This window comes from Micromonospora violae, assembly GCF_004217135.1.
Classification (GTDB): Bacteria; Actinomycetota; Actinomycetes; order Mycobacteriales; family Micromonosporaceae; genus Micromonospora; species Micromonospora violae.
The window spans coordinates 5,379,070-5,396,768 of record NZ_SHKK01000001.1; the positions used below are offsets into that span (position 1 = coordinate 5,379,070).

At 71.3% G+C, this 17,699-nt stretch carries 15 protein-coding genes and 1 tRNA gene; 9 read left to right on the forward strand and 7 right to left on the reverse strand.

The window, feature by feature from the left end; translation table 11 throughout:
• The first annotated feature begins 60 nt into the window (after positions 1-60).
• Positions 61-2,517 (forward strand): penicillin-binding protein, encoded by a 2,457-nt coding sequence (locus EV382_RS24125; protein WP_130405439.1) that lies wholly within the window; start codon positions 61-63, stop codon positions 2,515-2,517.
• 128 nt (positions 2,518-2,645) lie between these two features.
• On the opposite strand, the gene EV382_RS24130 is transcribed toward EV382_RS24125, so the two are convergent.
• Positions 2,646-3,101: a GatB/YqeY domain-containing protein gene (locus EV382_RS24130; protein WP_130405441.1), complete on the reverse strand. Its 456-nt coding sequence runs from the start codon at positions 3,099-3,101 to the stop codon at positions 2,646-2,648.
• A gap of 25 nt (positions 3,102-3,126) precedes the next feature.
• On the opposite strand from EV382_RS24130, the gene EV382_RS24135 reads away from it, so the two are divergent.
• The 3 genes from EV382_RS24135 to EV382_RS24145 all read left to right on the forward strand — a co-directional run bounded on the left by EV382_RS24135 (position 3,127) and on the right by EV382_RS24145 (position 4,859).
• Positions 3,127-4,020 carry a metallophosphoesterase gene (locus tag EV382_RS24135; RefSeq protein ID WP_130405443.1) on the forward strand — a complete coding sequence of 298 codons (894 nt, stop codon included), beginning with the start codon at positions 3,127-3,129 and terminating at the stop codon, positions 4,018-4,020.
• Positions 4,021-4,259: 239 nt separating this feature from the next.
• Positions 4,260-4,336: transfer RNA gene (locus EV382_RS24140), tRNA-Pro, on the forward strand.
• Between the two features lie 106 nt (positions 4,337-4,442).
• The gene (locus EV382_RS24145; RefSeq protein ID WP_130405445.1) at positions 4,443-4,859 is read left to right on the forward strand and encodes a hypothetical protein; all 417 of its coding nucleotides are present in this window, start codon (positions 4,443-4,445) and stop codon (positions 4,857-4,859) included.
• A 76-nt stretch (positions 4,860-4,935) separates the two neighbouring features.
• Here EV382_RS24145 and EV382_RS24150 read toward each other — a convergent pair whose 3' ends face one another.
• Complete coding sequence (locus EV382_RS24150; protein ID WP_130405447.1) at positions 4,936-5,409, reverse strand: hypothetical protein; 474 nt, start codon at positions 5,407-5,409, stop codon at positions 4,936-4,938.
• A gap of 150 nt (positions 5,410-5,559) precedes the next feature.
• On the opposite strand from EV382_RS24150, the gene EV382_RS24155 reads away from it, so the two are divergent.
• Complete coding sequence (locus tag EV382_RS24155; protein ID WP_130405449.1) at positions 5,560-6,837, forward strand: MFS transporter; 1,278 nt, start codon at positions 5,560-5,562, stop codon at positions 6,835-6,837.
• Positions 6,838-6,933: 96 nt separating this feature from the next.
• On the opposite strand, the gene EV382_RS24160 is transcribed toward EV382_RS24155, so the two are convergent.
• The gene (locus EV382_RS24160) at positions 6,934-8,640 is read right to left on the reverse strand and encodes a bifunctional metallophosphatase/5'-nucleotidase (protein ID WP_130405451.1); all 1,707 of its coding nucleotides are present in this window, start codon (positions 8,638-8,640) and stop codon (positions 6,934-6,936) included.
• A gap of 275 nt (positions 8,641-8,915) precedes the next feature.
• Here EV382_RS24160 and EV382_RS24165 point away from each other — a divergent pair, with 275 nt between their 5' ends.
• Positions 8,916-9,713, forward strand: a complete 798-nt coding sequence (locus EV382_RS24165; protein ID WP_208758488.1) for an alpha/beta fold hydrolase — start codon at positions 8,916-8,918, stop codon at positions 9,711-9,713.
• Positions 9,714-9,745: 32 nt separating this feature from the next.
• On the opposite strand, the gene EV382_RS24170 is transcribed toward EV382_RS24165, so the two are convergent.
• Positions 9,746-10,525 carry a phosphodiesterase gene (locus EV382_RS24170; RefSeq protein ID WP_130405453.1) on the reverse strand — a complete coding sequence of 260 codons (780 nt, stop codon included), beginning with the start codon at positions 10,523-10,525 and terminating at the stop codon, positions 9,746-9,748.
• Between the two features lie 199 nt (positions 10,526-10,724).
• Here EV382_RS24170 and EV382_RS24175 point away from each other — a divergent pair, with 199 nt between their 5' ends.
• Positions 10,725-12,134, forward strand: coding sequence for a sensor domain-containing diguanylate cyclase (locus tag EV382_RS24175; RefSeq protein WP_130405455.1), 1,410 nt, complete (start codon positions 10,725-10,727; stop codon positions 12,132-12,134).
• A gap of 550 nt (positions 12,135-12,684) precedes the next feature.
• Here the strand turns inward: EV382_RS24175 and EV382_RS24180 are convergent.
• Positions 12,685-13,746, reverse strand: coding sequence for an aspartate-semialdehyde dehydrogenase (locus tag EV382_RS24180; protein WP_130405457.1), 1,062 nt, complete (start codon positions 13,744-13,746; stop codon positions 12,685-12,687).
• Positions 13,747-13,751: 5 nt separating this feature from the next.
• On the reverse strand, positions 13,752-15,017 hold the full coding sequence (locus tag EV382_RS24185) for an aspartate kinase (RefSeq protein ID WP_130405459.1): 1,266 nt from the start codon (positions 15,015-15,017) through the stop codon (positions 13,752-13,754).
• A gap of 259 nt (positions 15,018-15,276) precedes the next feature.
• Here EV382_RS24185 and EV382_RS24190 point away from each other — a divergent pair, with 259 nt between their 5' ends.
• Both EV382_RS24190 and EV382_RS24195 read left to right on the forward strand, forming a co-directional pair.
• The gene (locus tag EV382_RS24190) at positions 15,277-16,065 is read left to right on the forward strand and encodes a hypothetical protein (protein ID WP_244236802.1); all 789 of its coding nucleotides are present in this window, start codon (positions 15,277-15,279) and stop codon (positions 16,063-16,065) included.
• 84 nt (positions 16,066-16,149) lie between these two features.
• Positions 16,150-16,689, forward strand: a complete 540-nt coding sequence (locus tag EV382_RS24195; protein WP_130405461.1) for a nitroreductase family protein — start codon at positions 16,150-16,152, stop codon at positions 16,687-16,689.
• Positions 16,690-16,701: 12 nt separating this feature from the next.
• Here the strand turns inward: EV382_RS24195 and EV382_RS24200 are convergent, their stop codons facing one another.
• A complete protein-coding gene (locus EV382_RS24200; protein ID WP_130405463.1) occupies positions 16,702-17,688 on the reverse strand; it encodes an ArsR/SmtB family transcription factor in 987 nt (328 codons plus the stop codon).
• Positions 17,689-17,699 lie beyond the last annotated feature (11 nt).

Sequence of the window (17,699 nt, forward strand, 5' to 3'; positions counted from 1 at the left end):
GGGAAAGAACGCCCCAGCGCCCCTCGTTCCCTACTCGCGTACCCTGTCGAGGTGACCTGGATGCGGAAACGTGACCACAATGTGCTGACCAACGCCGCATCGCTGCTCGTGTGTGGCCTGCTGGCCGGCGTGGTGGTCGCTGCGGCGGCCTTCCCTGCGGTAGCGATGTCCGGCCTGGCTGCGAAAGCCGGCGCCAAGACATTCGGTGCCCTGCCCACGGAGCTGACGGTGGCCCGCGCGCCACAGATCAGCTACCTGCTGGCCTCGGACGGCAAGACACCGCTCGCGACGATGTACGACGAGAACCGCCGCGACGTCAAGCTCGCCGACATCTCGGTGCCCATGCAGAAGGCCATCATCGCGGCCGAGGACCACGACTTCTACAAGCACAACGGCGTCGACCTCAACGGTGTCGCCCGCGCGTTCGTCAACAACCAGAACGAGGGCTCCGCCGGCCGGCAGGGCGCCTCGACGCTGACCATGCAGTACGTCCGGCTGGCCATCGCCTACTCGGCCAGCCACCCGGCGGACGTCGTCGCGGCGACCGAGGACACCAGCGCCCGCAAGCTCCGCGAGATGCGGCTGGCCCTCCAGGTCGACAAGGAATTCTCCAAGGACGAGATCCTCACCCGCTACCTCAACCTCGCCTCGTTCGGCAACGGTGCGTACGGCATCTACGCCGCCAGCCAGGTCTACTTCGGCAAGCCGCCGAGCAAGTTGAAGATCGAAGAGGCGGCGCTGCTCGCCGGCATGGTCAAGGCGCCGACGACGAACGACCCGACCACCGAGGCGGGTTACCCGCTCGCGCTGGATCGACGCAACTACGTCATCCAGAACATGGTCGACATCAAGGCCATCACCCAGCAGGAGGCGGACGCCGCCAAGGCGACCAAGCTGGTCGTGAAGGACAAGCGCACCCCCAACGGCTGCGTCGCCGCCAACGTCAACGAGTGGGGCTTCTTCTGCGACTACTTCTACCGCTGGTGGATGGATCAGGAGACGTTCGGCTCGACCACGTACGACCGGGAGCGCCGGCTGAAGAGCGGCGGCTACACCGTCGTGACCTCCCTCGACGTGCAGGCGCAGCGGGGAGCCGACAAGGCGGTCCGTAAGGCCAAGAGCGTGAACAGCAAGGAAGCCGCCATGGTCGCGGTCGTCGAGCCGGGCACCGGTCGGGTGCGGGCGCTCGCGGTGAACCGGCAGTTCAAGCTCGACGACCCGAAGAACCCGAAGAACAAGCTGTCCAGCGATCCGGCGAAGAAGAAGAAGGGCATCCGGGGCAACTACCCGGCGACCGTGAACCCGCTCCTCACCGGCGGCAACGGCATCACCGGCTACCAGGCCGGCTCGACCTTCAAGATCTTCAGCATCCTCGCCGCGCTGGAAAAGGGCATCCCGCTCGGCTACACGATCAACGCGCCACAGCAGTTCAAGTCGGAATACATCATCAGCAGCAGCAGTCCGGCGGCCTGCAAGGGCACCCACTTCTACTGCCCGACCAACTCCGGCCTCAAGGCCGGCGGTGTGCAGAACATGTGGAGCGCCTTCAGCGCCTCGATCAACACCTACTTCGTTCCACTGCAACAGCAGGTCGGTGCGGAGAACGTGGTCGACGCCGCCCGACGGGCCGGCATCCAGTTCCGGGCGAGCAACGACGCCAAGTTCGCCGCCACCAAGGAAGCGGCCCACCAGTGGGGCGCCTTCACCCTGGGCGTCTCCTCCACCACCCCGCTCGACCTGGCCAACGCGTACGCGACCCTCGCGGCGGACGGCAAGTACTGCGAGCCGATCCCGGTGCAGGAGATCCGCGACCCGGAGGGCAACAAGCTGGACATCGCCAACCCGCGCTGTGAGAAGCGGTTCAGCACCGAGGTGGCCCGCGCCGCCGTGGACGCTGCCCGCTGCCCGGTCGGCGACAACTCCAAGACCAGCAGGTGCGGTGGCAGCCGTACGGCCGCCGTCGTGAAGAACATCGTCGACGCGCCGGTGGCCGGCAAGTCCGGCACCACCGACTCGGAGAAGACGGCCGCGCTGGTCGCCATGACCAAGCAGTACTCGGTGGCCGGCATCATGGCCGACCCGGACTGGCCGCAGACCAACGTCAAGATGAAACACAAAGAGAAGGACGGCATCAACCCGCCGGTGTACGAAACCCTGCGGGACGCCATGAAGAACAAACCGCGGATCAAGTTCGACGAGCCTGGCCAGAAGATTTCCGAGGGTGACCAGCGCAGCATCCCCGACGTGAAGTGCATTTCGGTGGATCAGGCGAAGTCCCGGCTCAAGGGCGCCGGCTTCGAGCCGGTCGTCTCCAGCACCAAGGTGCCGTCCTCCTGCAAGGCGGGCGACGCGGCCGGCACCAGCCCGGACGGACGCACGATCAAGGGTGGCGTGGTCACCATCCAGGTCAGCAGCGGTGGCGGCGGCGGCACGCCGGGCAACAACGATGGCACTCCGGGCAATCAGCCCGGCAACCCGCCCGGTCGACCCGGCAACGGCGGCCGTCCCGGCGGCTGAGCCGACGAGTAGCGCAGAACGGGCGGGCACCCTCCTCGGGTGCCCGCCCGTTCGTCATCTGCCGTTCGTCGTCTGCCGTTCGTCGTCTGGCCGGACCAGCGAGCGGCTGCGACGGCCGCCCTGCCGTGTCAGAGGCCGAGCTGCCGGCGTACCTCGGCGGCCACCCGGCCACCCTCGGCCCGGCCCGCCACCGCGGCCTGGGCCGCCTTCATGGCCGGGCCCATCTGGGCCTTGCCGGTGAAGCCGCCCGCGGCGAGCGCCCCCGACACCAGCTCGGTCAGCTCGGCGTCCGGGAGCTGCTTGGGCAGGTAGCGGTCCAACACCTCACCCTCGGCGCTCTCCTTCGCGGCCTGCTCGGCGCGGCCGGCGTCGGCGAAGGCCGTCGCCGCCTCCCGACGCTTCTTGGCTTCCTTGGTCAACACCGCGAGCACCTCGTCATCGGTGAGCTCGCGCTTGGCCTTGCCGGCGACCTCGGCGGTGCCGACGGCGGCCAGGGCCATCCGCAGCGTGGAGGTGGTCAGCTCGTCGCGCGCCTTGAGCGCGGAACGCATGTCGGCAGTGAGGCGGTCCTTCAGCGTGCTCATGGACGGTCAAACTACCCTGAACGCCATGCGAAAGCGCACACTATTCCGGCTCGCCGCCGGAACCGCCACGATCGGCGCGGCCACGCTCGCGTACGCATCGCTCATCGAGCGCAACATGTTCACCCTGCGGCGGTACGACGTGCCGGTGCTCCCGGCCGACGCGGAGCCGCTACGCGTCCTGCACCTGTCGGACCTGCACATGATGCCCGACCAGGCGCGCAAGCAGCGCTGGGTGGCGTCACTGGCCGCCCTCGACCCCGACCTGGTGGTGGTGACCGGCGACAACATGGCCCACCCGGGCGCGGTGCCGGGGGTGCTGCGGGCCCTACAACCGCTGCTGGACTACCCGGGTGCCTTCGTGTTCGGCTCCAACGACTACACCGGGCCGGTGCTGAAGAACCCCTTCACCTACTTCCTGCCCGACCGGGAGTACACCGAGGGCGTCGAGCTGCCCTACGAGGAGCTGCGTCAGGTCTTCACCGGCGCTGGCTGGGCGGACCTCAACAACGTCCGGACGACGGTGAAGGCCGGCGGCCGACAGGTCGACCTGGTCGGCGTGGACGACCCGCACATCGACCGGGACGACTACCCCGCTGTGGCCGGCGCGGTGTCCTCCTCGGCGGACCTCTCCATCGCGCTGTCGCACTCACCCGAGCCACGGGTGCTCGACCAGATGGCGGCGGACGGCTTCGGACTGCTGCTGGCCGGGCACACCCACGGTGGTCAGGTCTGCGTACCGGGGTTCGGGGCGCTGGTCACCAACTGCGGCCTGCCCCGCTCGATGGCGAAGGGTCTACACCGGTGGCCGGGTTCGGACTCCTGGCTGCACGTCTCCGCCGGCCTCGGCACCCACCCCACCGCCCCGGTCCGCTTCGCCTGCCCCCCGGAGGCCAGCATCCTCACCCTCATCCCCCGCTGAAGCCCGCCCACCGCCCCACCGCCCCACCGCCCGCCGCTGCGGCAGGACCGGGCGGCGGTCGTTGATCGACTCGGGTTCCTGAAAGTTGGGGAGTCCCGGTCACGTCGACAGCCCGACTTCCTTGAACCCGAGTCGATCATCGGCCCAGCCCGGCCCGCGATCACACTGGGCGGGGCCGGGCGGCGGGGGTACCGAGTTTGACCATCGGGGCGGGTGGGCTACTATTTGTCGGCACGCCTCGGGGTGTGGCGCAGCTTGGTAGCGCGCTTCGTTCGGGACGAAGAGGTCGTCGGTTCGAATCCGGCCACCCCGACCAGAGGTAAAAGGCCAGGTGAGATTTTCTCTCACCTGGCCTTTTTGTCTGCACCGGCGAGCACAGTCGACCCATTCCCGTGTCAGCGCCGCGTGGCTAGCGTCCGCGTATGGCCCACCCGCAGACGCCTCAACCATCCGACGGTCCGACAGGAGCACCGCTTGCGCCCCCGGGGACCGGCCCCGCCGCCGCCGTCTCCTTTCTGGCCGTGTACGTGTTGGCCGGCCTGGGAGCGGTGTGTTGGGCGGGAGCGGCCTACAGCGCACGGGCGATCTATCTGGGCCGCGACATGGTTGAGGGCCTGCTGAGCTTCGTCGGGCTGGTCGGGCTCGCTGGTTTTGAAGTGTTCGCGTTGCTGTTCACCATCACCGCCGCTTTCGAACTGCGCGGACGCAACTCGCCTCGGGCGGCCCTGCTGACCGGTCTGGTCGCACTCGCTGGGGTCGTCGCGACGGTCGTGTTCCTGATCTGGGTTGCCACGACCGCGAGCACCGCCCCCCTAGCCAGCGCCGGCGCGTCCGTCTGAAATCGTGGCGCGGCGAACCCCACCCACCCGGCCGGACGTCTGTCCGTGCGGCGCCGGTCGAGGTGACGCGGGCTGGTCAGTCCTGCCGTTCGGTCCGCTCGATCTCCGCGAACGCGGCGGCCAGATAGTCGGCCAACGGCACGCTCGTCGCCGCCAACAGGTCGGCCACGAGCAGCGGGGCGTGTCGGGCCAGAGCCCCCGCGTCCGGAGGTGACTCGTCGCCGTCGGGGTCGTACACGCCCAGCGCGCCGGCCAGCAGGACGAGCACCACGTGCGGGTCGACATCCGCACGCCACCGCACGGACTCCTGCACGCAGTGGGTCAGCACCTGCCGGATGTCGTCGCCGGTCAACCCGTCCGGATGGCTCTCCTCCAGCAGCAACCGGACCACCCCGCCGAGCACCAGGCCGGAACGCTCGTCTGCGGCGAGACCGCTGACCGCCTCGTCGTACGCCTCAGCGTCGCGTGCCTGGGCGGCGGCGACGGCCGTGGTGGCGGTCACCGCGATGGCGCGGGCGGTAGCGGGCAGGTGTCGCCAGGTGCCGGTCATCGGGCCAGCATCGCAGACCTGGCGGACACCGACCGACCGCGACCACGGCGAGTGGATCGAGGTGGGATTGGTCACCCGACGGCCCGGGTGAGCACGAGATGTGGGCAAAACGATTCGCGCGGCGTCAGACCCACCGAACAGAATGCTGGCATGCTGCGTCGTGCCCTGCCCCGCCGTTCGGAAGCTCGCCGACTCCTCCTCGGCACTCTCCTGTCGGCGGTCGGGCGGGGTCTGACCCTGCCGTTCCTGTTCATCTACCTGACCGACGTACGCGGGCTCACCGACACCCGCGCCGGGCTCGTCATCGGCTGGTACGGCGTGGTCACGCTGGCCCTGTCGCCGCTGGGCGGAACGTTGATCGACCGGATCGGCGCCCGCCGGGTGGTGGTGCCCTGCCTGCTGATCGAGGCGATCGGCACCGGCTCGCTCGCGCTGGTCCACTCGACCGGCTCGGCCCTGCTGGTGATGACGGTGATCGCCATCGGCAGCTCGGCGATCTGGTCCGGGCAGAACACCATCCTCGCGTCGTTGACCGACGACGATGAGCGGCAGCGCGTCTTCGGGTTGAACTTCGCCCTGCTCAACCTCGGCATCGGCATCGGCGGCATGACCTCCGGCGCGATCGTCGACACCGCCCGGCCCGGCACCTTCCAGACGATCTACCTGCTGGACGCGGTGACCTACCTGATGCCGGCGCTGATCCTGCTCACCCTGCCCGGTGTGGGCCACCGGCTCGGCAAGCGTCGAGGCGTCGACGAGCCGTCGCCCGGCGGCTACCTGACGGTGCTCCGTGACCGCCCGTTCCGGCGGCTGGTGATCTTCGGGCTGATCCTCACCACCTGCGGGTACGCGCAGGTGGAGGTGGGCTTCGCCGCGTTCGCGGTACGGGTGGCCGAGGTGAACCCGCGGGTGGTGGCCTGGGCGCTCGCGGCCAACACCGTGATGATCGTGCTCGCACAGCTGGTGGTGATCCGCCGCATCGAGGGGCGCAGCCGCACCCGGGCGTTGGCCGTGGTGGGGGCGGTGTTCGCCGCCGCCTGGTTGGTCCTCGGCGCGGCCGGTCTGGTCAGTGGTGCGAGTGCCGTACTGGCCGCTCTCTTCGTGGTGCTCTGCTCGGCGATCTTCGGCTTCGGCGAGACGATGCTGTCCCCGGTGATGCCGGCGCTGACCAACGCGCTGGCCACCGACGAGCTACGCGGTCGGTACAACGCGATGAGCTCGATGATCTTCGGAATCAGCGGGGTGATCGGCCCGGTGACCGCCGGCCCGCTCATCGGCGCCGCCAATGGCATGGTCTGGGTGGCGTTCGTGGTCGGCGGCTGCCTGGTCGCCTCGCTGGTCGCGCTCTCCCTGCGCCGGCTGCTCACCACCGAGCAGGACGGCCGCGCGACGCCGGCCCCGGCGTCGCCCACGCCCGCCCTCGCCTGAGACCCGCACCCGGCACCCGGCACGACCTCGCCCGAGGCCGGCGTGGGTCGGGCCCCGGAGCTGGTGCTCCGGGGCCCGACGTCGCGGGGTCGGCCGTCAGGCGGCGGGGACCTCGGCGGTGGTGCGGATCCGGTCCAGGGTCGGTGCGGAGACCGGCGACTGGGCGGTCAGGTAGTCCACGAACGCGTCCAGGTCGATCTGGCCGGTGACCAGGTTCGTGCCGCCGGTGAGGACGCTGAAGCCGTCACCGCCGCCGGCCAGGAAGTTGTTCACCGTCACCCGGTAGGTGGCGGTGGTGTCGACCGGGGTGCCGGCGAAGGTGAGACTGCCGCGGACCACGCGGGTGCCGGCGCACGGGTCGTCGACCGTGCCGGTGGTGCCGTCCGGGTCGACCACGTAGCCCACCGTGGCCGACGGGTACAGGGTCCGGCCGGTGACGAACTGCTGCTCCAGGAGGCAGTAGAGCTGTTCGCCGGTGAGGTCGAGCGTCACCAGGTTGTTGGCGAACGGCTGGACCGTGAACGCCTCCTCGTAGGTGACCGGGCCGGCGTCGAGGTCGGCCCGGACCCCGCCCGGGTTCATGAAGGCGGCGACCGCGTTCTGCTCGTCGTCGGTGGCGGCGAGCTGCGCGTCGGCGATCAGGTTGCCCAGCGGCGATTCCCCCAGACTCGTACCGAAGAGGGTTTCCTGGCTCCGGGTGATCGCCTGGTTGGTCACGCCGACCTGGCGTCCGGCGACCGGGCCGAGCACCGTCTTGTACCGGTTGATCAGCGCGGTCTGCCGCGGGTCCTTGGCCACGTCGCGGGTGACCACGACGTTGTTCGCGGCGGCGGATAGCACGTCCCCGCTCCGGCGATCGATCTTGAGGTCGATGTCGGTGACCAGGCGACCGAACGAGCTGGCACTGGTGACCAGCTTGCCGTTGATGTCGCAGTTGTACGCCTGGTGGGTGTGCCCGCTGACCACCACGTCGATCGACGGGTCCATCCGGTTGGCGATGTCCACGATGGGACCGGTCATGCCGACGCAGTCGTTGATCCCGCCGGTCGCCGCCTGGGTGCCGCCCTCGTGCAGCAGAACGACGATCGCCTCCACGCCCTTGCGGCGCAGCTCACGGGCGTACCGGTTGGCGGTGTCCGCCTCGTCGGCGAAGCTGAGGCCGGCGACACCCTGCTGGCTGACGATCTGCGGGGTGCCCTCCAGGGTCATGCCGATGAAGCCGACCTTGACGCCCTGCACCTTGTGGATCGCGTACGGGGCCATCAGCGGCTTGCCGGTCGCGGTCTTGAAGGCGTTCGCGGACAGGTACTGGAAGTCGGCCCCCCGGTACGGGGTGCCGTCGACGCAGCCGTCCACCGGGTGGCAGCCGCCGTTCTGGATCCGCAGCAGCTCGGTGGCGCCTTCGTCGAACTCGTGGTTGCCGACGCTGGCGTAGTCCAGCCCGGCCATGTTGAGCGCCTCGATGGTCGGCTCGTCGTGGAACGCCGCCGAGAGCAGCGGGGAGGCGCCGATCAGGTCACCGGCGGCGACCGTGATGGTGTTCTTCTTCTTGGCGGCGGCGCGCAGCTCGGCCAGGTGGGTGGCGAGGTACTCGACACCGCCGGCGGTCTGCCCGGCGATGGTGCCGCTGGACCCGCTCGGCGGTTCGAGGTTGCCGTGGAAGTCGTTCAGGGCCAGCAGGGTGACGTCGACCGGCTTCGGCCGCGCGTCGGCTTGCTCAGGGTTGGTGGCGACCGCGCCGAGGGCGGCCACCGCGAGCGCGGTCAGGCCGACAGCGGCCCGACGCATCCCGGGTATGGACATGGATCTCCTTGTGAGAATCGGCGCGTACGGTGCCCGGCCTCTGGGTCGACCGGGCCGCCGACGGACGCCGTCGGAAGGGTCGCGGATGGCGGCGGTTGAGCATGGCCCCCGCCCCGACAGCCTCTCATCCGAAGGCCGGCCGGTCGACCCGAGCAGCACATCGGAGCAGCGCGTACGCGGGTCAGTGATCGATCACGGTTTACCCGGTCTGGCGGACAACGTCGGACCCACGGTCTAGAAAGGACGGGACAGCCAACGCGGACGGAGGCGGCATCGTGAGCGAGGCGACACCGGTGGTGGAGCAGGTGCGATCGGCGGATGGCACGCCCATCGGGTTCGAGCGGTCCGGTGCCGGGCCGGCGATCATCCTGGTCGGCGGTGCCTTCAGTGATCGCAACGCGACCCGCGACCTGGGCGCGGCGCTGGCACCGGATTTCACCGCCTTCAGCTACGACCGGCGGGGTCGGGGCTTCAGCGGCGACACCGCACCGTACGAGGTCGGGCGTGAGATCGACGACCTGGCCGCCCTGATCGCGGCTGCGGGTGGTTCCGCCGCGCTCTACGGCATCTCCTCCGGCGCTGTCCTGGCCGCCCTCGCCACCGCACAGGGCCTGCCGGTGACCAAGCTGGTCATGTTCGAGCCACCGCTACGGGTCGGCACGCACGTGGGCGTCGGCAAGGACGTCACCCCGCAGCTCATCGAGCTGATCGCCGCCGACGACCGGGACGGCGCGGTGGAGACCTTCCTCAGCGTCTCGGTGGGGTTGCCGGCCGAGCAGATCAGCGGGATGCGGTCCCAACCGATGTGGGGCGGTCTGACGGCGGTCGCGCACACCCTGGTGTACGACGCGATCGTCACCGCCGGCGGGCGATTCCCCGCCGACCAGCTGGCGACCATCACCGCGCCGACCCTCGGGGTGGACAGCACCGGCAGTCCACAGTGGCTGCGCGACGCGAGCCGGGTCGCGGCCGAGGCGGTCCCGGGCGGTCGGTCCGTCAGCCTCGACGGTGGTTACCACGACGTGCCGCCGACGACGATGGCCCCCGTGCTGCGGGAGTTCCTGCTCGGTTGACGCACACCACGGCACACCGCCCGCCCACGCCGTCAGAAGCCGCAGGTCTGCCCGGCGGAGTGGCTCACCTGCACGGTGTGGGTCACGCAGCCACCGGCCTCGACCGAGTGCAGCAGGAAGGCGGTGGGCTCGTTGACCCAGCCGATCTGCTCGTCGGCGCTCATGGTGAGCGTGCTCTGTCTCCACGTGCTGGGGGCCACGGTGAGGACCGTGCCGGCGTACGCCGTGGTGACCGGGCGGTGAAGGTGCCCGGCGGCGACCCGGACGACGTGCCGGTGCCGGCCGACCACCTCGGCGAGCGCGTCGCCGTCGGCGAGCCGGATGGCGTCCGCCACGGGGATGCCGACCGCGACCGGCGGGTGGTGCAGGAAGATCACGGCAGGCACCTCGGGCCGCCCGGCCAGCACCCCGTCGAGCCAGCCGAGCTGATCCTCGCCGAGCTGCCCGCCGTCGCTGCCGGGGACGAGCGAGTCGAGCACCACGACGGTCGCCGCCTCGTGGTCGACGTGGTAATAGGCCGAGAAGCCGCCGCCGAGCCATGGAGTGCCGCCGAACGCGTCGAGCAGGGATTCCCGGTCGTCATGGTTGCCGGTGGCCAGGTGCACCGGCAGCGGGAACCGACCGATCACCTCGCGTAGGGCGGCGTACTCGTCGGGCTGGCCGTGATCAGCGAGGTCGCCGCTGATCACCACGCAGTCCGGTCGGGGCCGCACCGCCAGCACCCGGCCGAGCGCTCGGTGCAGCCCGGCGGCCGGTTCGGCGGCGAGCAGGCCGGTGGTCAGGTGCGGGTCACTGAGCTGGGCGATGAGCATGGGCTCGCCTCCTCGGCGCCGGGTTGCTTCACGCTATCGCCGGGCCCGGCATCTCGGGGGGCAGGCGTCCACAGGCCGCGTCCACAGCCTGTGGATAGCACGTGTGTACGAAGACCGGAGGCTCCCCGCCACCGTGAGTACGCTTGATCGAGCGGTTCGGCGTCGGCCGGGCCCCTCCCCTACCTGGAACGACGTGCGAGTGGATCATCAGCGAGTCATCCGTGACGTCACCGTCCGCCTGCCGATGGCGTCGACCACGCCGGAGGCGTGCCGGTGGGCGGTCACCGCGCTGTCCCGGCACACCCCGGCGACCATCTCCGTCCTGCTCGCGGTGCACGACCGCCTGCGCTGCGTCGCGGCGACCGGAGCCTGGCAGGTCTTCGCCACCGTGCCAGCCCGGACCGGCATCGTCGGCCGGGTGTACGCCACCGGCGCCCCCGCCGTCGTCCCGGACGTCACCGTCGACCCCGACTACCTACCGGTACGCCCGGACGTGACCGCCGAGCTGTGCGTTCCGGTCCTGGACCCGGCGGGCCGAGCGATCGGCGTCCTCGACCTGCAGTGGGGTGAGCCGACCGACCTGGAGCCGTGGCGGGAGACCGCGCAGCTTCTGGCCGACCGGCTCGGCGCGCGGATCGCCGCCCTCGGCGGCCCGCCAGCGGAGAGCCGCAGCGAGAAACTGCTCCGACACGCCGCCGCGCTCTCCTCCGCCGCGACCGAGGGGGAGGTGATGGGGGCGGCGGCCCACGCCGCTCGGGAGGTCTCCACGCTCTCCACCGCGCTGCTGCTGATCGGTGGTCAACTCGGCCCGTCCCCGGCGACGCCGAGCGATCTGGAAACCCACATCCGTGCCGAGCTGGCCGGGGCAGATCCGGCCGCCCTGGACCGGATGGTCGACCGGGCACACCGGTACGGCGCCGGGTACACGCTGGGCGAGGCCGGGCACCCCCCGACCGAGGACTACCGCCCGCTGACCCGGGCGGGCGTACAGACACTGGTCGCGGTGCCGGTCGGGCCGACCGACGCCGGTGGGGTGTTGCTGGTCGCCGACGAACGGGCGCTGCGCCCGGACCCGACCACTGTCAGCCTGATGGAGTTGCTCGCCGGGCAGGCCTGGACGAGCGTGGACCGGCTGCGCACACTGGCCCGGCTGCGGGAGCAGGCCAGCTCCGACCCGCTGACCGGGTTGCGGCACACCGGCCCGTTCGGGCAGCGGATCGCGGCGGCCACCCCCGGGCGTACGGCCCTGCTGGCGATCGACGTGGACGGCTTCAAGAGCGTGAACGACACGTACGGCCACCAGGCCGGCGACCGGGTGCTGGTCGGGTTGGCCCGGGCCCTGGAGGGGGCGCTGCGAGCCGGCGACGAGTTGTACCGGATCGGCGGCGACGAGTTCGTGGCGGTGATCGAGGTGAGCCGCCCGGAGGAGGCGGTCCGGATCGCCGAACGGCTGACCGAGGCGGCCCGCCGGATCGGCCGCACGATCAGCGTGGGCGTCGCGCTGCCCCGCCCCGGCGAGACCCCGGATCGCACCCTCCGCAGAGCCGATCAGGCCCTGTACGCGGTGAAACGCCAGGGCCGAGACGGCGTACACCTCTCCGCCGCCTGATCGGCCGCTGCGCACGTCCGCGCTGCCCGCGTGTGGCAGGGCGCAGCCTGCCTGAGAAGCGGTCGGTCAGGGTGCCGATGCTGGCCGGGCGGACCACCGCAAGCGCAGGGGTCGTGCCGGCGCTACCAGCCAGAGGGGCGCGCCGGGCGGCAGCCACTAGATCAGTTCAATGGCCACCAGCGGTCGCGGGACCTCTCAGCGTAGATCTTGGACACTTTCCGTTCCGTCCGAACGGAAAGTGTCCAAGATCTACAGGTCGGGTACCTTCAGCCACCTGACCGCCCCGATGAAACAGACTCAAAAGCCCCAACACGTCACCGCCGGACGCACGGGCGGCCCACGGCGGTGCGCGCACGATCGCCAAGCGCGGCAGGACCGGGCCGGGCGGGGGTCGGGCCGGCGCGGCAGGGCCGGGCCGGCGCCGCAGGGCCGGGCCGGGATCAGGCCGGGGCCAGGCCGGGATCAGGCCGGGGCCAGGCCGGGATCAGGCCGGGGCCAGGCCGGGATCAGGCCGGGGCCAGGCCGGGATCAGGCCGGGGCCAGGCCGGGATCAGGCGTTTTTCAGTTCCTTGGCGAGGAGTTCGGCGATCTGGGCGGTGTTGAGGGCCGCGCCCTTGCGGAGGTTGTCGCCGGTGACGAAGAAGTCGAGGGCGCGGGGGTCGTCGAGGGCGCGGCGGATCCGGCCGACCCAGGACGGGTCGGTGCCGACGGCGTCGATCGGCATCGGGAACTCACCGGCGGCGGGGTCGTCGACCAGGATCACCCCGGGGGCGTTGCGGAGTGCTTCGCGGGCGCCCTCGGCGTCGACCTCGGTGGCGAAGACGGCGTGCACGGCCACCGAGTGGGCGGTGACCACCGGCACCCGGACGCAGGTGGCGGACACCTTGAGGTCGGGGAGACCGAGGATCTTCCGGGACTCGTTGCGGATCTTCATCTCTTCCGATGACCAGCCGCCGTCCGCCGGGGAGCCGGCCCAGGGGACGACGTTGAGCGCCATGGGTGCCGGGAACGGGCCCAGGTCGTCGCCGACCGCCTGACGTACGTCGCCGGTACGCGAGCCGAGCGCCCGATCGCCGGCGACCTTGGTGAGCTGGTCGTGCAGGATGTCGACACCGGACTGACCGGCACCGGAGACCGCCTGGTAGGAGGCGAGCACCAGCTCTCGAAGGCCGTACTCGCGGTGCAGCGGCGCGACCGCGACGATCATCGCGAGGGTGGTGCAGTTGGCGTTGGCGATGATGCCCCGGGGCCGGTTACGGACCTGCTCGGGGTTGATCTCCGGAACGACCAGCGGGACGTCGCGGTCCATCCGGAACGCGCCGGAGTTGTCGACCGCGATCGCGCCCCGGCTGACGGCGATGGGTGCCCACTCGGCGGAGACCTCGTCGGGCACGTCGAACATGGCCACGTCGACCCCGTCGAACGCTTCGGGGGTCAACGCCTGGACGACGAGTTCCTCGCCCCGGCAGCGCACCCGACGCCCGACGGAGCGTTCGGAGGCGAGCAGCCGGATCTCACCCCAGACGTTGCGCCGCCCGGTGAGCAGTTCACACATCACGGTGCCGACGGCACCTGTCGCTCCGACCACGGCGAGGGTGGGCAGCGCCGTCATCGGCGCTACCTACCCGTCCCCGCGTAGACCACGGCTTCGGTGTCGCCGCCCAGCTCGAACGCGTCGTGGATGGCGCGGACGGCGGCGTCGAGGTCGGTGTCCCGGCAGACCACGGAGACCCGGATCTCGGAGGTGGAGATCATCTCGATGTTGACCCCGGCCGCGCCGAGCGCGGCGAAGAAGCCGGCCGCCACACCGGGGTGTGAGCGCATGCCGGCGCCGATCAGCGAGACCTTGCCGACGTGGTCGTCGTAGAGCAGGCCCTTGAACTTGACCGGCTCCTGGATCTTGCTGAGCGCCGCCATCGCGGTCGGGCCGTCGGCCTTGGGCAGGGTGAACGAGATGTCCGTCCGGCCGGTGCCTTCGGTGGAGACGTTCTGCACGATCATGTCGATGTTGATCTCGGCACCGGCGACGGTGTCGAAGATCCGCGCGGCGGCACCGGGCTCGTCGGGCACCCCGACGATCGTGATCTTGGCTTCGCTGCGGTCGTGCGCGACCCCGGTGATCAGTGCCTGCTCCACGGAAAGGTCCTCCATCGATCCGGTGACCATCGTGCCGGTGTTGGTCGAGTATGACGAACGGACGTGGATCGGCAACCCCGCCCGCCGGGCGTACTCCACGCTACGCAGGTGCAGCACCTTCGCGCCGCACGCGGCCAGCTCCAGCATCTCCTCGTAGGTGATGTGCTGGATGTGCCGGGCGTTGGGCACGATCCGCGGGTCGGCGGTGAAGATGCCGTCCACGTCGGTGTAGATCTCGCAGACGTCGGCGTTCAGGGCGGCGGCGAGCGCCACGGCGGTGGTGTCCGAACCACCGCGGCCCAGCGTGGTGACGTCCTTGGTGTCCTGCGAGACGCCCTGGAAGCCGGCCACGATGACCACCGACCCCTCGTCGAGCGCGCCCTTGAGCCGCCCGGGGGTGACGTCGATGATCCGCGCCCGGCCGTGCACCGAGGTGGTGATCACGCCGGCCTGCGAGCCGGTGAACGAGCGGGCTTCGTACCCCAGGTTGTGGATGGCCATGGCCAGCAGGGCCATGGAGATCCGCTCCCCGGCGGTGAGCAGCATGTCCAGCTCGCGGCCCGGCGGCAGCGGGCTGACCTGGTTGGCCAGGTCGAGCAGCTCGTCGGTGGTGTCGCCCATCGCGGAGACCACCACCACCACGTCGTCGCCGGCCTTGCGGGCGGCGACGATGCGCTCGGCCACCCGCTTGATCCGCTCGGCATTGGCGACGGAGGACCCGCCGTACTTCTGCACCACGAGTGCCACGACGGTGCACTCCCTCCCAGCGACCCTGAGCGTGCCGACGCCGCCGGAACCGGGGCCGGCGGCGCGTGTCAGACCCCTTGAGGGTATCCGGCGGGTAACGACGCCGGGTCAGGTGATCCCACCATCCGGCCCGCCCGGGGCCGTGCGGGCCGGTCCCACCAGGTCGGGCGGTACGCGGAAACGGCCCCGTCCGACACGCCGGGACGAGCCTGGTACGCGTCGCCACCCACCGACCGCCCGCACCCACCAGAATGGGCCGGTGCCCGTCCTCCTCCGCTCGGCCGGCCGCGTGCTCGGGCCGCTCGTCCTCGCCCTGATGCCCCTCCTGGCCGCCTGCACCAGTGAGCAGCCTCCGGCTCCGCCGCCCGCCGATCCGGGGCCGGTCGAGGTGGACGCCGCGCGCGATGAGCTGGCCGCGCTGGCGGCCGCCGCGCAGGACCGGCACCTGGTGGCCCAGTACGTGTACAGCCAGCCGGACCAACCCGATCGCACCATCGTGTTCACCAGCGCGAACGACGGCAGTTGGCGCGTCGACGTGCCGGGCGGCGCGTTGGGTGGCACCGTCGATGTGTCGATGGCCGCCACGGCCGACGGGCTGTTCCAGTGCGCCCTGCCGTCGGCCGGTCATGCCGAGTCGGCGAGTTGCGTACGCCTGGGTGACCGCGACGACGCGATCCCCCGCCGGTCGGACCCCCGGGTCCAGCACCCGCTCACCGACTGGCTGGACGTGCTCACCGACCGACGCGCCCCCTTGGCGGTCAGCCCGGCCACCGCGCCCGAGGGCGTCACCGGCACCTGCTACTCGGTGGACTCCACGTCGGCGTCACTCAACGCCCCGCTGGATGTGGGCATCTACTGCTACGACCGGGACGGCACACCGACCGGCGTCCGGACCGGGGCCGGGACGCTGCGACTGGCCGCCGCACCCGGCCCGGCACCGGCCACCGTGCAGTTGGCCGGCCCGGTGGTGGCCGACCGGGAACCGCTGGAGACCGCGGCGCCACCAACCCCTGATCCGTCGGACAGCCCGGGCGCGGGAACGTCCTGATCTTCGTCCCGTTACGGGTGCTCTTGCCCACATTTCACCACCCCATCCTGAGCGACGAATCACCCATACGGGACGATCTGCCTTATGGCCGACCTCACCCCGCTGCTCGCCTACCGCTGGAGTCCGCTGGCTTTCCACCCCACCGCGGAGCTGAGCGCCGCCGACGCGTCCTCCCTCCTGGAGGCGGCCCGCTGGGCACCCTCCCTGGCCAACCGCCAGCCCTGGCGGTTCACGGTGGGCTACCGCAACGACGACACCTGGAAGCGCATCCTGGTCAACCTGACCGAGCGCGACCAACGCTGGGCTCACCGGGCCGCCGCGCTGCTGCTCGCCGCGCACGTCGACCCGGACGCCGCGCCGGCCGACGGAATCGCCTACGACCTCGGCCAGGCGGTCGCTCACCTCACCGTGCAGGCCACCGCGCTGGGGTTGCATGTCCGGCAGGTGCTGACCGTGGACCGCGGCGGGCTCACCGCCGACCTGCACCTCCCCATCGACGTGCGCCCGTACGCGGTGCTCGTCGTCGGGCAGCTCGGCGACCCGCTCAGCCTGCCGGCGGACCTCGTCGCGGAGGAGACCGGCCTGCGCCGCCGCCGACCGTTGGCCGACCTGCTGCTCGGCTGACCGGTCACCGATTTACCCGCCGCGGCTGGCCCGCAGCAGAACCCCAGCGGCGTCGGTGTTGCGGTAGAGAACGTGCCGCCCCTGTCGGGACCGGCCGACCAGTCCGGCGGCGTGCAGTGCGGCCAGGTGCTGGGAGACGTTTCCGGCGGACATGCCGGTGAGCCGGGCCAGGTCGGTGGTGGTGATCGCCGTGTCGAGCAGGTGCAGCAGCGCGGCCCGGCCGGGGCCGATCACCCGCGCCAGCGGATCGCCCGGCGGCGGCGCGGCCGCCTCCCAAAGCGTGCCGACGGCACGGACCGGATACGCCCCGACCGGCAGCGAATCCTCCAGCAGATTCCAACACACCCCCCGGCTGGTGAACACGCTCGGATTCAGCGCCAGCCCGCGACCCCGAAGGTCGAAGTCCCGCTCGAACGGGTCGTCGCTGACCACCCGGTCGCCGTGCCAGCGCAGGCTCGGGTGGAGCTGCTCGAAGAACCGACCGGCGCCGCTCTCGGCGAGCTGAGCGGCGCGGTACGCCACATCGGCGTCGAGTAGCGCCCGGATCCGCGGCCAGTCCGGGGCGATCGCCTCGTCGTACCAGACCCGTAGCGCGTCGACGAGCTGCGGCAGCAGCCCGCGGGGGTCGGCGAGCAGCGCCTGCCCGAACGGACCCAACGGCCGGCGCGGGGTGGTCGCCAGCAGATCCCGGACCACCACGTCCGGCGGTGTGGCCGCGATCTGATCGAGTTGCTCGGCCATCTCCACGTTCGGCCGGGGCGCCGGGGTGAGGAAGTCGGGCAGCCACGAACTCGGACGGACCAGCTCCGCCAGCGGTCGGACCCGGTCGGCCACCTCGGGACGACGCATGGCCACTCGGGCCCGGTCGATCCAGGGCAGGTGCACCGCATAGTAAACCGGGCTCGCCACCGCCCACATGCTCATGACCGTCTCGTTGACCGGCGACACCGCCAGCCGGACGCCCGCCACGTCGGCCAGACTGAACCGCAACTCGGACACACGCCCTCCCC